This is a genomic window from Gemmatimonadaceae bacterium, from assembly GCA_036496605.1.
GTDB lineage: Bacteria > Gemmatimonadota > Gemmatimonadetes > Gemmatimonadales > Gemmatimonadaceae > AG2.
In genome coordinates this window covers 34421-48209 of record DASXKV010000054.1, presented here as the reverse complement: position 1 = coordinate 48209, position 13789 = coordinate 34421, and the positions used below count along the sequence as shown (strand labels likewise).

Here is a 13789-nt window from a genome sequence, read left to right as displayed (position 1 = left end):
ATATTTCGTCCATGGCGATGGACGTGCGAACTGACAACATGCCCGTGTGGGGAAGCGAAGCCGTGTCGAGCGCACCGAGCTTCGCGCGCCTTACGACGACGATCGACGCTGACGTATGCGTCATCGGTCTCGGCGGATCGGGGCTCGCGTGCATCGCCGAGCTCATTGCCGCGGGTACCTCGCCCGAGCGCGTCGTCGGCGTCGACGCGGGCGCGGTCGGATCGGGCGCGGCGGGCCGCAACGGTGGCTTCCTCCTCGCCGGTACAGCGGACTTTTATCACGACGCGGTGAGGCAATTCGGCCGCGAGCGGGCGCGTCGATTGTACGAGCTCACTGTCGAGCAGATCGAAGCGATGGCGAGCGAGATGCCGGAGAACGTTCGACGAACCGGGTCGCTGCGTATTGCGCCATCCGATGAAGAGCAAGGCGACTGCGCGGAGCACCTCGCAGCGCTGCGCGCCGACGGCTTTCCGGGCGAGTCCTACGCCGGTCCGGAGGGTGTCGGCTTGCTCGTTCCCACGGACTGCGCTTTCGATCCGCTGCGCCGTTGTCGGTCCATCGCCCGTCGTGTCGCTGAAGCTGGCGCTCGGCTCTTTGAGCACTCGTCAGTCACGCAGATTCGGTCGGGCGAGGTCGCCGCCGGTGCGTGTCGCGTGCGTTGTGATCGGGTGATCGTCGCTGTCGATGGACGACTCGCCGATATCCTTCCCGAGCTCGCCCCGCGTGTTCGCCCCGTCCGTTTGCAGATGATTGGCACTGCGCCGACTCGTGAGATCACCGTGCCCCGTCCCGTCTATGCGCGGTGGGGCTACGACTATTGGCAGCAGCTCGACGATGGCCGCCTGCTGCTCGGTGGATTTCGCGACGTTGGCGGCGAGGACGAATGGACGGACGACGCGACGCCGTCGGCGCGCGTGCAGGGTGAGCTCGAGCATTTCCTGCGTAACCGCCTGTGTGTGCGCGCAGCGATTACGCATCGTTGGGCGGCGACAGTATCGTATTCCAATAGCGGGTTGCCGGTGTTCGACGAGGTGCGGCCGGGCGTCATCGCAACCGGGGCGTACTCGGGCACGGGCAACGTGCTCGGCGCTTTGTGTGGTCGGGCCGCGGCTCGTCTCGCGTTAGGCGAGCGAGACGGCCTGTGTGATTTGCTCGCTGTCTGAAAGGAGGATCGACTGACCGTGGCATTCGGATCGCACGCGAGTCGCAAGCTGCTGTTGACGATGGTCGCACTCGTCGTTGGGTTGGACGTGGCGGCGATCGCGATCTATTACGCGCTCGATATCACGCACCGCGCGTATCGGGTGCAGACGGGCTACGTTGCGATCTGGGTTCTCGCTACTTTGGGCATTGTGCTCGTGTACATGAAACGCATTCGTCGGCTTCGCGACGCCGCCATTGGGCGGCGTCGCCCGGCACGCCCGTGAGCCGGCCATCAACGGCCGTTTTTCGTACGGGTTGGCGCGCGCCATGCACCTCGCGAGGCGCGCGAACTTCGATCGACGCGAGGAATTAATGCCAGGAGGCAAGTGCAATGCGAAATCTGGGGCGTGGGGTGATCGTGGGTGTGGTATTTGTGGCTGCATGTGGAGGGGGCGAAAAGAAGGCTGATACGACGGGCGCCGCGGCGCCGCCGGCTGGCCAGCCAGCTGCCGGAGCGAGCGCGAGCGCGCCGGCGGGCGGAGCCGTTTCAGGCACCGCGACGGCGATGGCGCCGACCGGGAAGACGGTCGAAGTAAAGATGATTGGTGACGCGAGCGGCTATCGGTACGATCCGGCCAGTATCACCATCAAGCAGGGCGATGCGGTGAAGTTCACCGTCGTGTCGGGTCCCCCGCACAACGTCTCGTTCTACGCGGACAGCATACCGGCAGGGGCCAGCGCGCAGCTCAGCGCGAACATGCCGAACCCGATGTCGCCGCTCACCAGTCCGCTGTTCAATAATCCAGGCGAGTCGTACACGATTTCGTTCGCCGGTGTCCCGAAGGGCACGTACAAGTTCTTCTGTACGCCGCACCAGGCCCTCGGGATGCACGGGCAACTGACCGTTCAGTAAGTTCGAAACTCTTCACACAGGAGAGCTCCGCTCGCTTCATCGAGTCGGAGCTTTTCCTGCTTGTGGCCATATGCGACGGAACCGAATCCTGCGGCCCGGAGTTCAACTCGTGTCCCTCGCCAGGTCGCGCATGAAAACGCCGGTGCGTCGCTCGACGATTCTGCTCGCTTTCCTCATCGCGGACACTCGTGTCGCCGTTGCGCAGACCGGATACTACAATCTCGATTCCGGCCGGCCGACACGCATCGAGGACGCCGTCCCCACGCCCCTGGGCGAGCTCGAAGCGCAGCTTCTCCCGCTGCGCGGCGAATGGGTGAGCGACGGCACGCAACGTCTGCGCTACGAACCGAAGCTATCGTTCGGCGTGTTACCGCTCACGGAGATCGAGATTCGGCTGCCGATCGTCCACACGCGTTCGGCGGCGGCGCCGCCATCGACCGGTATTGCGAGCGCCGCGATCGGTGGGCTTCACGCGTTCAACGTCGAGACGCGCTGGCCAGCATTCGCGCTCGCCGGCGAGGCGGTACTTCCTGTCGGCTCGCTTTCGGCAAATACCGCGTCCTATTCCGCGAAGGGGCTGATGACGAAGACGTTTCCGTTCCTGCGGCTCCAGCTGAACGTCGCCGGCGGAACGTGGAGCGTGAGGCCGACACCGGTCGCGCCACTTTCGGGAGGAGGAACGTTGTGCGGCAATGCGCCTGGCGTGCCGCCGTGTCTGATTCCTGATTTGCCGTGCAACGTCGTTCCGACTGCGATCGATGGGCCGTCACCGTCCTGCATGCCATCCACCGCAACGACGAGCGCCATTGCCGCCGCGACGTCACCAACGACGGGCGCGCACTGGATGGCATCGTTAGGTATCGATCACACCTGGCCGCTGATCTCGGCGCTCGGCGTCGCCGACGTCGTCGTGGATCGTTTCGTGGGCCTCTACCCGCTCGACGACTGGACGGCGGAGCTGGGTCTTCGCCGTCAAGTTGCTCCGCAACTCGTGTTTGATCTCGGCCTATCGCGTCGCTTCGCAGGCACCACGCAGTCGACGAGCATCACGGCCGGATTGAGCTACTCGGCGCCGCTGCGGCACCCGTGGTGAGCGTCTCCTATCTCCTCCGCTTGGCTCGCGACGTCGGAGTCGCCCGGAGTGGTTCCTCTGGCCAGTGGTGTTTCGGATAGCGCCCGCGCATCTCGCGCCGCACGTCCAGATAGCCGCCACGCCAGAAACCGGCGAGATCGCGCGTCACTTGAATCGGGCGCTGCGCTGGTGAAAGCAGATGCAACGTGAGCGCAACGCGTCCCGCCGCGATGCGTGGCGTATCGGCGAGTCCGAACATCTCCTGCAGCCTAACGGCAAGCACTGGCGCGGCGGGGTCACCGTAGTCGATCGGAAGCCTGGAGCCGCTCGGCGCGACGAAGTGTGTCGGCGCGAGATCGTCGAGCGTTGCGCGCTGATTCCGGGTCAGTCCATCGAGCAATGCCTGGCCGAGGTCGAGCTGAGCGACATCCCGCAGACGACGCATGCCCACGATTCGCGGTGCGAGCCACGCATCCATCGTGTCTGACAGCGCGGCGTCGCTCACATCGGGCCAGGACGCATCCACGTTATGCAGAAAGGCGAGCCGCTCGCGAAGACGCCGGGCACCGTCGCTCCACGGCAATGAATCCACGCCGGCGGCGGCCAGCGCCGTTGCCAGGGCGTGAGCAACGTCGGCCGCATCGACGTCGCGGAGCGGCTCCTGCGAAAGAACGAGGGCGCCGAGACGCGTTCGTCGGTGCGCGACGACACTCTCGGTCCGGTCGTCCCATTCCACCAGCCGGTCTTCGACGATCTGCGAAGCGAAATGCGTCTCGACGTCCTCCCGCCCGAGCGCAGCCGCGAGGAAGACGCGACTCTCGGGCTGCCGGTCGTCTACCGCCGCCACGGCCAGAAACTCCTCGTCACCTAACGGGTCGTCCTTCTCGAGAGCGACGCCACGTCCATTGCGCAGGAGGAACCGGCCCCGCGAACCACCGCGGCGCCGCTGCGCGATTCGATCGGGATACGCGAACGCGACGAGCACGCCAGGATCTCTGACCGTATCGTCGCGGCGAATACCGAGCTGCCCCGCCAGATGATCCGCTTCCATTCGAATGCGTCGCAGGATCGCCTGGTCCGCGCGGGAATCGTGCGTGCCGCGTGTCAGCAGGTCGAGTCGCGGGCGAAGATCGACGTCGAGCGGCGCCCCTTCGCCGCGAAGCGGATCGCGCTCGCCGAGGAGTGCCGCGACGTGGCATGCCGTTAGGCCAAACTGCAGAGGTTTAGCGCGCAGGATCATGTGTGCGAGCCGCGGGTGAAGCGCGAGGCCTGCCATCGCCCGGCCATGCTCGGTGCAGCGTCCCTCGTGGCCGATTGCCTCGAGCTCGCGCAGCAGCTCGCGCGCCTGAGCGAGCGACGCGCTCGGCGGTGGATCCAACCAGCTCAGCTCCAGTGGATCGGTAATGCCGGCGATTGCGAGGTCCAATGCGAGGGGTGCGAGATCGGCCTCGAGAATTTCCGGCGTTGCCCGAGGGAGAAGGTGCCCGTGCTCGATTTCCGTCCACAACCGGTAGCAGACGCCCGGTGCCACGCGACCAGCACGGCCACAACGCTGATTCGCCGACGCGCGATTCACGCGTACGGTCTCCAGACGCGTGAGTCCGGATCGCGGCGAGAACCGCGGCACGCGTGCGAGGCCGCTGTCGACGACGATGCGAACACCTTCGATCGTTAGGCTCGTCTCGGCGATCGACGTCGCGAGCACGATCTTACGTCGCCCGGCTGAACTCGGCGCGATAGCGAGATCCTGCGCGTCGCCCGGCAGACTGCCGTGCAGTGGCGCGATGACGATGTCGCGAGACGAGAGCGTCTCCGCGAGCCGCGACCCGACGCGGCGGATCTCGCCGGCACCCGGCAGAAACACGAGGAGATCGCCTTCATTGTCTCGTAAGGCGCGTTCGATGGTCGACGCGAGGCGTGTCTCGACTGAGCGCGCGTCGCGGCGGTCGGCGAGCGGCTCGGGCAGGTAATGCAAGGTGACGGGGAACTCGCGTCCTTCGCTCGCGATTACGGGCACGTCGCCGAGCATCAGGGCGACGGGCGTGACGTCGAGTGTCGCCGACATAACGAGGATGCGGAGGTCGGGCCGTACGAGGAGTTGCGCCTGTCGCGCCAGGGCGAGACCCAGGTCGGCGTGGAGGCTGCGTTCGTGAAACTCATCGAAGATGAGCACGCCGACGCCCTCGAGCGTCGGATCGTGTTGGAGCATTCGCGTCAGCACGCCTTCCGTGACGACCTCGAGTCGCGTCGACGGGCCGACGCGCGTATCGAGTCGCATCCGGTATCCAACGGTCCCACCAACCGTTTCCCCTAACGACACGGCGAGACGGCGCGCCGCGGCTCGGGCGGCGAGACGACGCGGCTCGAGCATAACGATGCGCCGTCCGGCGAGCCAGGGTTCGTCGAGTAGCGCGAGCGGAACTCGGGTCGTCTTGCCGGCACCAGGAGGCGCTTGCAGCACGGCCCCGCTGGACGACTGCAGAGCCCGACGCACGTCCTCGAGGACGACGTCGATCGGAAGCGCGCTATTCAGGGTAGTACTGAGAGATGCAGCGCGAAATGAGCTGCTGCAGGAGCTCCGATTGACGATCGTCGCCCGTCGCGGTGCGCAGGTCGGGAAGCGAGTACCAGAGCTCCTTCATGATCACCAGCAGCTGCTCGGCGTGAATGTCCTTCGTGCGCGCCTCCGCGGCTGCGCGCGTGAGAACATCCTGCAGCTCCTGGCCATGATCGCCTCGCCGCATCGCGCGCTCCATAACGTCGCGAAGCGCCTCGAGCGTGTCGGCCTCGAGTCGTGGCGATTGCGTCCGATCGAAGGCCATCATAACGGCAGCACGAACTTGTGCGAGGTGAGCGCGATGTCGGAATCGAGCGCGCTGAATCTCACCCCGGATTTCAGGCCCGTCAAGCACGATGGTGTATCGTTTGCGGAACAGCGGCGACGTCTCCCTCACTTGTCGATGCCCGCCCCTCACCGCGCCCATCGATCCTCATCGCGCCAACAAGCCATCCTCATCTTCTCGCACGATGCCGTCGCCGCGGCTTTGCTCGCCGGCCTCGTGGAGACGCTGGGCTACGAGATTCATTTCGCTCATCCGCCGGAGTCGGCGGAAGATTCCGTCCGTCGCGTGAGACCACGAATTTGTCTTCTCGATTGTGACGACCCGCTCTCCTGGCGTAGCGAGTTCTTCGGTCGCGCGACAATGAGAGGGGTTTCTGTCATCATTTACGGAACGCAGGAAGCTCTGGATCGCGTGCGCGCGATCGCAAGCGATTACGACCTCGACACGCTATTGATGCCTCCGACGATCGGAGCGCTCGAACTCGTCTTGCAGCGCGCAGGCGATAAGTAAGAGGCAGGGCTACGGCTTCTTCGCTTTTGCGGCCGGCTTCGTCGTGTCGGTTGTCGCAACAGGGGTCGCGTTGCTCGGAGCCGGCGTACTGGCTGCGCTCGCATGAGACGTGTCGCGGCCGCCAGACTGGCCGGGTGCCGCACCGCCGCCACGGGTGTTGCCCATGTTGCCACCCGTACACGCGCAGAGTGCTATCACGACCAGCGCGGTGACGACATGTATCGATCTCCCGCTCATTCCTCGCTCCTGATCAGCACCCTTCGCTGAGGACGCAAGGATGGCACCGCGACGTGGATGGCGCACCGCCGCTCGGGCCGATAGGTTGAGCCCGTGTTCGAAGACATCCTCGACCGCGGACCGCACTCTCAGTGAGCAAACACTAACGGACGAGCTCGCGATGATTCCATCATGTGCGCGCGTTGCCATCGTGGCGGCGATCCTCCTCGGAACCGTTCAGGCGCACCGGGCAGCGCCGCCGCGGGTAACGATCGACACCGGCATTCTCGAGGGAGTCGTCGATTCCGTGAGCGGCGTGCTCGTGTTCCGCGGCATTCCGTACGCAGCGCCGCCGGTGGGCACCCTCCGCTGGCGTCCGCCGCGCCCGGCGCCGAAGTGGACGGGTGTTCGCGCCGCGAACCAACTCGGCCACAACTGCATGCAGGGCCAGCCGTACAGCGACATCGATCCCTATGCGGCCGGCATTGCCGAAGATTGCCTGTATCTGAATGTCTGGACGACCGCGTTAGGCGAGAATGGCCGCCGGCCGGTGATGGTGTGGATTCACGGCGGTGGCTTCTTCGCCGGCTTCGGCGGTGAGCAGCGTCACAATGGAGCGCGGCTCGCGCAGAAAGGCGCTGTGGTCGTCACGCTCAACTACCGCCTCGGACCCTTCGGGTTCTTCACGCATCCGGCGCTGGCTGCCGAATCGCCGCAACACTCGTCAGGCAACTACGGACTGCTCGACCAGATCGCCGCACTGCAGTGGGTGCGCCGTAACATCGCGCGTTTCGGTGGCGATCCGTCGCGTGTGACGATCTTCGGTGAGTCGGCTGGCGGCATGAGTGTCGGCTCCCTGATCGCCTCACCGTTGGCGAAGGGGCTATTCGCGCGGGCGATTCTCGAGAGCGGAACGGGCGTGGGAACCGGCATCGCCCGACAGGAGATGGCGCGATCCGCCAGCCAGCAGCTCGCCGACTCGTTAGGCGTACGCGGTGCTGGTGCCGCGGCGTTGAAGCAGCTCCGTGCGGCCAACGCCGACACGCTGCTCGCGGTCGCGCTGCGCATCGGACAGCCGGCCGCGCCGCGCTTTTTCCCCGTCGTCGACGGATGGGTATTGCCGCATCCGGTGGACACCGCGCTGCAGACTGGGGCCGCCAACATTGTTCCCGTCATCGTCGGCAGCAATCGCGATGAAGGAGACGAGTGGATGGGCGCGCCGACCCGTACGTTCGCTCGTCTCATCTCGGCGCGAGGCGCGCCGACGTACCTCTACATGTTTTCACGCGTCGGCGACGATAGCGTGAACCAGAAGCGGGGCGCATATCACAGCGCCGAGATCACGTTCGTCTTCGGACGCCCGAGTCCAATCCTGCCGAGCGCTGGGCACACTGCGTATGACGCGGTGCTCGCGGACGCGATGAGCGATTATTGGCTGGAGTTTGCATCCCGGGGCGATCCGAACGGCGCTGCCGAGGGGAAATGGCCGCCCTGGCCGCGCTATACGTCAACCAACGACGCGCTCCTCGAGTTCGGTCCCGAGATTCGGCCGCGGACGATGGTTAAGCGTTCGTTATATGATTCGCTCGACGTGATTGCGCGTGCGAAAGGGGAAATCAGACCGTAGAGGGTTGTGGGCAGAGGGCAGAGGGTTGTGGGTCGAGGGTTTTGCTCTCTACCCGCTACCCGCTACCCGCTACCCGCTGCCCCCCAGGGCTCCCCACACCAGCGGATATGTCGCGAGACTCTGACCTCGATACTGTGGCCGAAAACCGAACAAGACCACGTGCCCATTGCCCCGCCTCACGTCGACGAGCGCTGCCTTTCCGTTGAGCTTCGTTCCGCCTAACAACCAACCGGAGAGCAATGGATTACCGCTCGAGGGGTATGTGGCGACGGCGGTTGCCTGCGTGCTGTCGGTGATTTCGAACGCCGGGCTCTCCTCGAACCAGATCGCCGGCACGTGTGCCGTGAGGCCGCGTGCGATCGGTTGGTCGCGTCGGATCTCCACGCTCAGAATGGAGCCGGGCGCATAGAAATCCGTGCTGCGAACGCCAGCCAGGATATTGCGCACGGGTAGTTTGAGCGCCTCGATGGCGTACTCGGATGCGTTGTTGAACGTGACGAGCGTGCCCCCGGTCTGTACGAATTCGGCGAGCGCCCGAGCGCCCTCCTCACCCAGTCCACCGCGCAACGAATCCGGATAGTTGCCGCCCAAACCACGCGCGATCGCGTTAGGCGACTGGTCGGGGATGACAATGACGTCGAACCGATCGGCGAGCTTGCCGGCGCGCACGTCACGATCGACGATCGACGTGTATGGCACGTGGTAGGTATCGAAGACGAAGCGCGTCCAACCCTCGTCCATCGACGCGTTATAGCTGCGATACAATCCGATGCGCCGACGCGTTCCCGTTAGGCCGGCGACGCTGTAGGCCGATTCGTTGACGCGGGCGATCGGCGCGCCCGCTGCGGGCGCGGTACCCGACACCTCGGCGACGTCGACGCCGAACAGCAGTGGCAGCGTGTGCGCAGTGACATCGTAGGGACGTTTCGGTGGCCCATTGGGATACTCGCGCAGGTCGGGATACCGCTGACGCTCGAGTAGCGCCTTGGCGAAGCCACCATACGGCTGACGCGTGAGAACGACATAGCTTCCAGCCGGGTAACGCGTTCCCGCTGTCGTGACGGGGGCAGTGGCCTCACGAATCTCGACCTGGCCGCGCTGCAGCGTGCTGAGAAGTCGTCGGAGCGCGCTCTCGTCAGGCTGCGTTTTCGGAATGACGAATGCGGCGGGCCACGCATCGCGCCCCCACGCCGGGGTCTTGGATTGATCCGCGAGCGCGCGATCGCCGAGGTCCGCATAGCTCTCGAGCCACACGCGGCGGTCGCGCGCGGCCTGGCTGAGCATCACCCGCGTCGCGTGCACCTGGTATCGAACGATGTCGCCGTAGCGCCAGCTTCCGCCGGTCCAGAGCGACGGATAGTTCCAGGTTGCCTCACGCGCGTCGTAGCCGCGGCCTGGTCCGAGCTGATCGAATTCGAGCTCGAGTGGGGTCGCCAGGTGCGCACTCGCCGTTTCGGTCAGAATGCGGACGCCGCGATGGTACAGCGAATACTGACGCGCCGGCGACCATTCGTCGTACGACGCGTTTGTTGCAACGCCGGTAAACCCATCCGCAATCATCCTCCAACTCATCGCCATCCCTAACGAATTTGTACCAGCGGTGAGAATCGGATCGATATTTGGCTCGACGGGGTCCATGTAAGGAGGAATGAAGATTCGCCCGGCATTGGAACCCTGTTGATGAATGTCGTTGACGATTTCCGGATCCCATGGCGTGTAGAGCGAGTCGACCGTGTACTGCGTTTCGACTTGTGTGAATGCGTACCAGTCGCGGTTGTTGTCGTGTCCCGTGTAGTGATGATAGAGCTCGGGGGGCGAGGTCCCCTCGGCGCGAGTGCCTAACGTCGAGCGATACCAGTCGCCGACGATATCGACGCCGTCGGGGTTCTGCGACGGGACGAGCATGATGATGGTGTTGGCGAGAATCGATTTCGCCTCGGGCGTTTCGGCCCGCGCGAGCTGGTCGGCGAGGACGATCGGCGTCGTAAAGCCGCCAGCCTCAGTCGAGTGAATGCTCGACGTGATGAGAATGATATTCTTCCCCTCGGCGAGGAGCCTCTCCCGCTCACCGGGCGCCTGGAGGCGCGGATCCATGAGCTTGCGCTGGACCTGGCGATAGTGCTCGAGATTGCGCAGCGTCGCCGAGTCACTTATGAACGCCACGAGGAACGGACGCCCGAGAGTCGTTTTGCCTAACGTACGGACGGAGACACGAGGACTGGCTTTGTCCAGAGCGGTGAAGTACTCCGTGACCTGCTTCCAGCTCGGCAGATGTCGATCGGCGCCGGGCTCGAAGCCGAGAATGGAGGCAGGTGAGGGAATTGGGTCCCGGGCGGAGCCCTGCGGGTGTTGAGCGAACAGCGGAGAAGCGGAGAGCAGTGAGAGAAACAGCGTAAGACGTCGCATTCGGCGGCTCCGGCGCGGACGAGGATCGAGGGAGGCGAAAGTTAGGACGCCGGTTGGATCTAGGGAACGGCACCTCTAGAGCGTTTAGCCGGAGACGCGGCTCTACAGCGAGATCTAAGACTAAGTCGCTGTCCGGCAACGGACCTTACTCGCGATGCTCTTGCCCCGCGCGTACCGCTGCCGCGGCCGCCAACAGCGCATCGACGAAGTTCTCCGGACGGCCGTTCTCCACGAACACCTGCTGATACGCTCTCGCTGCCTCGGCCATCGCGGTCTCGTTGACCCCATCTCCTCCACGAGCTCGTCGAGCTCCTTCCGGGCCCGCGCCGCATTCACGGCGAACAGCGTCATCGCGAAGTCGTCCAGGAACTGCTGGACGCGCCCGCAGCATCTCGAACTTCCGAATCTGTTGTGCAATCATCATTGCCTCCCTCCGAGGGGTGCGAACCACGTTGGAGGCCTGTCGTTATGCGATAGGCCTACCTTCGCCGCGCGCGGCGAAAGACTCGGGACATCTCACTGCCGGCGTCGCGCGCGTCGACGTGCCCCTGTACTAAGAGAACGCGGCGAGGCTAAAAGTCCCTAGTCGGTCCGCGAAGCGCGTCGTGCGCCAGGGAATCAATCGCGGGCGTGTCGTGTTTTGCTTCGGGCGTGTCGTGTTTTGCTTCGGGCGTGTCGTGTTTTGCTTCGGGCGTGTCGTGAAATGCAGCCGTCGCCTGTCAACGAGTCAGGGAGACTGCCATTCTTACGACGGGCGTGTCCGATGCTGCTCCGGTGCACTCACATGAAGCGCGCGTCGCCTTCGATTTTACACGCGGCGCGTTCGATTTTGCGCGCGGCGCCTTCGATTTTGCGCGCGGCGCCTCACGAGTTGGCAGGTGATGCTGCCTATGCGGCAGCGGAGCCGACGTTTTTGCCGCCGGCGCCTTCAGATTTGGAAGGGGCGCCTTCAGATTTGGAACGGTCACCTTCGGATCTGGAACGTTTCCCTTTTTTGCGGGAGGGGCGCAGCACGCGTGCGGCGTCGCAGCGCTCGCAGAGCTCCTCGATCATGTCGTACAAGACGGAGCGATCGAGCTCGGGGAACGCGAGCGCATCCTGCGGTAACGACACCCGCAAGAAGCGGAAGGCGGCCTGGAGATGGCAGTCGTATGTCTTCACACTGATGCCAAGGGCCGCCGCGACTCCGGCCCGTTTCCGGCCCTCGAAGAAGGTTCGGGAGACGACATCACGCTGCATCGGCGGCAGGTCGGGCAGATGACAGCGAAGGATCCGATCGAGCTGGTCCGCGTCGTCTCTAACGATGCATCATTCCGGGCTCACAACTGCGCACATGATCACATCATTCATATCATTCACGCGATCAGTGGAATACACATTCGCGTGATAGCTCGCTTTCGGATCGAGCGAGAGCGAGATATCGACCCGTGCGCGTCCGTCGCCGCTGCTCGAGACTGAGATCGCGGGGAATTGACCCTGATTCGCGACTATGGGTGCCGGCGAGCCGCACGGGCCACCAAACACCGCCCACCCCACCGCAGTGTTCGGCGGCGCCCCAGTAATCGAAACTTCGATGCGGGTTTGCGCCGGAGTTCCTCCTAACGCGGCAAGGGTGATCGTGCCCGATCCTCGATTTGGCGTTGCTGGCGACAGCATCGCGCTCGAGGCGGAATCGATGGTCGGAAGTTGCCCACCCAACGGTTGGTGCTACCGTGTTGCGTCGCCTTCGTTGCTCCAGACGACGCACACGCCGCCAGACCGAAGAGACAGAAGAGAAGGCCGAATCGCGCAGGCATCGAGAGCCTCACGGTGGGGGATGGCAGATGATAAGAGGGGCTAGGGGCTAGGGGCTAGGGGCTAGGGGCTAGGGGCTAGGGGCTAGAGGCCAAAGCGTATTAGCCCTAGTGTGATTTCATCTCGAGCCCGTTTCCCCTTCCCTCCGAAGGCCTATTCCTAGTGCACGATCTTGATGAACCATGTCCCAATCATCGGGCCCGCGGTCCACGACGTCCCGGTTCAGGCGCTGGCGTGCCAGCCGGCGGCGGGCAGTACTCCGGTGTGAACGCGTAGGCGACGTGACGCGTATCGTCGACCGAGATCGTTTTCGCGCCGACCAATCGTCGACACCATCGCGACGACCGTGTATTTGTCGGGCGAGTCCTCGTGAATCACGGTAACGTTCCCATCGCGCCCGTCAGGAATGTAGATCAGATTCTGCGCCTGATCCCAGCCTAAACGCGTCGACGCCTTCCCCGTTCGCGATCTGGGCGACGACCTTGCCCGTCGCGGCATCGACGACGATTGACGCCTTGCTGCATCCCAGTCCAACTCTTTGATGGATCGCGCGATCACCCGGCATCCGCGTTAGGCAGCCTGTGAGTGTCCCCGAGCAGATGCCTACCTAACAGAGGGAATTCCCTGTGTGAGTGCCTGCAAATGCTTGAGGTCTGCCTCATGATGCCGAAGGAACTCGGCGTTCGCGCGACCCGCTGGCGTTGGCGGAGCCGACTTCGGGTTGTTCATGAATCGCGCAGCCGTCGCGGTGACGATACCGAGCCGATAGTAATCCTTCACCGTGAGTCCGGAGCTGGTGATCGCGGAGGCGACCTTCGGATCGGACTCGAGCCACTTCTGCCCCGCGTCATCGGTCTGGGCGCCGACGATCTGCTCGTCGAGGTGTTGGCGCACCTGTGGATCGCGCGCACGTAGCGCAGCGAGGGTGTCCGCCGCCTTGAGGAACTTCGCCCAGTCGTCGTCCACGAGCTTCAGATCGAACGATCGATTGACGTTGTGCGCATCCGTCGTCGTCACCTGAATTCCGGGTCCGATGGCAGCGGTCGTCGCGCTGATCGCGCCGTTCGAAGAATCGCTCGCGGGCACGGCCGCGGCGCGCGCTGCACTATCACTCGCTAGGCTATCGCTCGGCTGATTGTGACTGCGGCCGCACGCAGCGCACAGCGCCGTTGCGGTCAGCGCCGCGGTGAAGAATCGGATATGCATGTTCGATCTCGTCTGCTGAAGGTTGTCGGAAATGCACGGTCGAGAGCGCAGGGCGCGTG

At 64.6% G+C, this 13789-nt stretch carries 15 protein-coding genes; 6 read left to right on the top strand and 9 right to left on the bottom strand.

What is annotated here, in order from left to right:
• Positions 1–17 precede the first annotated feature (17 nt).
• From VGH98_21470 to VGH98_21455, 4 genes are all read left to right on the top strand, one after another.
• Positions 18–1163 carry an FAD-dependent oxidoreductase gene (locus VGH98_21470; GenBank protein ID HEY2378564.1) on the top strand — a complete coding sequence of 382 codons (1146 nt, stop codon included), beginning with the start codon at positions 18–20 and terminating at the stop codon, positions 1161–1163.
• 18 nt (positions 1164–1181) lie between these two features.
• Entirely contained in the window at positions 1182–1427 is a 246-nt protein-coding gene (locus tag VGH98_21465; protein HEY2378563.1) for a hypothetical protein, read from the top strand.
• A 107-nt stretch (positions 1428–1534) separates the two neighbouring features.
• Complete coding sequence (locus VGH98_21460) at positions 1535–2056, top strand: plastocyanin/azurin family copper-binding protein (protein HEY2378562.1); 522 nt, start codon at positions 1535–1537, stop codon at positions 2054–2056.
• Between the two features lie 109 nt (positions 2057–2165).
• Positions 2166–3149, top strand: coding sequence for a hypothetical protein (locus VGH98_21455; GenBank protein HEY2378561.1), 984 nt, complete (start codon positions 2166–2168; stop codon positions 3147–3149).
• A 7-nt stretch (positions 3150–3156) separates the two neighbouring features.
• On the opposite strand, the gene hrpB is transcribed toward VGH98_21455, so the two are convergent.
• The gene (gene hrpB, locus VGH98_21450) at positions 3157–5643 is read right to left on the bottom strand and encodes an ATP-dependent helicase HrpB (GenBank protein HEY2378560.1); all 2487 of its coding nucleotides are present in this window, start codon (positions 5641–5643) and stop codon (positions 3157–3159) included.
• A 10-nt stretch (positions 5644–5653) separates the two neighbouring features.
• Positions 5654–5872, bottom strand: a complete 219-nt coding sequence (locus VGH98_21445) for a hypothetical protein (protein ID HEY2378559.1) — start codon at positions 5870–5872, stop codon at positions 5654–5656.
• Between VGH98_21445 and VGH98_21440 the strand changes: the two genes are divergently transcribed.
• Positions 5855–6481, top strand: coding sequence for a hypothetical protein (locus tag VGH98_21440; GenBank protein HEY2378558.1), 627 nt, complete (start codon positions 5855–5857; stop codon positions 6479–6481). The genes VGH98_21445 and VGH98_21440 overlap by 18 nt on opposite strands.
• Before the next feature lie 9 nt (positions 6482–6490).
• Here the strand turns inward: VGH98_21440 and VGH98_21435 are convergent, their stop codons facing one another.
• Positions 6491–6718: a hypothetical protein gene (locus tag VGH98_21435; GenBank protein HEY2378557.1), complete on the bottom strand. Its 228-nt coding sequence runs from the start codon at positions 6716–6718 to the stop codon at positions 6491–6493.
• A 160-nt stretch (positions 6719–6878) separates the two neighbouring features.
• On the opposite strand from VGH98_21435, the gene VGH98_21430 reads away from it, so the two are divergent.
• The gene (locus tag VGH98_21430; protein HEY2378556.1) at positions 6879–8324 is read left to right on the top strand and encodes a carboxylesterase family protein; all 1446 of its coding nucleotides are present in this window, start codon (positions 6879–6881) and stop codon (positions 8322–8324) included.
• 69 nt (positions 8325–8393) lie between these two features.
• Here the strand turns inward: VGH98_21430 and VGH98_21425 are convergent, their stop codons facing one another.
• The 6 genes from VGH98_21425 to VGH98_21400 form a co-directional block, all read right to left on the bottom strand.
• Positions 8394–10730, bottom strand: a complete 2337-nt coding sequence (locus VGH98_21425) for a M14 family zinc carboxypeptidase (GenBank protein ID HEY2378555.1) — start codon at positions 10728–10730, stop codon at positions 8394–8396.
• Positions 10731–10875: 145 nt separating this feature from the next.
• Entirely contained in the window at positions 10876–11154 is a 279-nt protein-coding gene (locus tag VGH98_21420) for a hypothetical protein (GenBank protein ID HEY2378554.1), read from the bottom strand.
• Between the two features lie 464 nt (positions 11155–11618).
• Positions 11619–11969, bottom strand: a complete 351-nt coding sequence (locus tag VGH98_21415; protein ID HEY2378553.1) for a hypothetical protein — start codon at positions 11967–11969, stop codon at positions 11619–11621.
• 69 nt (positions 11970–12038) lie between these two features.
• Complete coding sequence (locus VGH98_21410) at positions 12039–12386, bottom strand: hypothetical protein (protein ID HEY2378552.1); 348 nt, start codon at positions 12384–12386, stop codon at positions 12039–12041.
• Between the two features lie 360 nt (positions 12387–12746).
• Positions 12747–13082, bottom strand: coding sequence for a hypothetical protein (locus tag VGH98_21405; protein HEY2378551.1), 336 nt, complete (start codon positions 13080–13082; stop codon positions 12747–12749).
• A 45-nt stretch (positions 13083–13127) separates the two neighbouring features.
• Positions 13128–13730 (bottom strand): hypothetical protein, encoded by a 603-nt coding sequence (locus VGH98_21400; GenBank protein HEY2378550.1) that lies wholly within the window; start codon positions 13728–13730, stop codon positions 13128–13130.
• Positions 13731–13789: the final 59 nt, after the last annotated feature.

Excerpts from the sequence above, each read along its gene's own strand:
- VGH98_21415 (HEY2378553.1), bottom strand. The coding sequence starts at position 11,969 with ATGCAGCGTGATGTCGTCTCCCGAACCTTCTTCGAGGGCCGGAAACGG.
- VGH98_21440 (HEY2378558.1), top strand. The coding sequence starts at position 5,855 with ATGATCGCCTCGCCGCATCGCGCGCTCCATAACGTCGCGAAGCGCCTC.
- VGH98_21430 (HEY2378556.1), top strand. The coding sequence starts at position 6,879 with ATGATTCCATCATGTGCGCGCGTTGCCATCGTGGCGGCGATCCTCCTC.
- VGH98_21420 (HEY2378554.1), bottom strand. The coding sequence starts at position 11,154 with ATGATGATTGCACAACAGATTCGGAAGTTCGAGATGCTGCGGGCGCGT.
- VGH98_21410 (HEY2378552.1), bottom strand. The coding sequence starts at position 12,386 with ATGCTGTCGCCAGCAACGCCAAATCGAGGATCGGGCACGATCACCCTT.
- VGH98_21425 (HEY2378555.1), bottom strand. The coding sequence starts at position 10,730 with ATGCGACGTCTTACGCTGTTTCTCTCACTGCTCTCCGCTTCTCCGCTG.
- VGH98_21445 (HEY2378559.1), bottom strand. The coding sequence starts at position 5,872 with ATGCGGCGAGGCGATCATGGCCAGGAGCTGCAGGATGTTCTCACGCGC.
- VGH98_21460 (HEY2378562.1), top strand. The coding sequence starts at position 1,535 with ATGCGAAATCTGGGGCGTGGGGTGATCGTGGGTGTGGTATTTGTGGCT.
- VGH98_21435 (HEY2378557.1), bottom strand. The coding sequence starts at position 6,718 with ATGAGCGGGAGATCGATACATGTCGTCACCGCGCTGGTCGTGATAGCA.
- VGH98_21400 (HEY2378550.1), bottom strand. The coding sequence starts at position 13,730 with ATGCATATCCGATTCTTCACCGCGGCGCTGACCGCAACGGCGCTGTGC.
- VGH98_21470 (HEY2378564.1), top strand. The coding sequence starts at position 18 with ATGGACGTGCGAACTGACAACATGCCCGTGTGGGGAAGCGAAGCCGTG.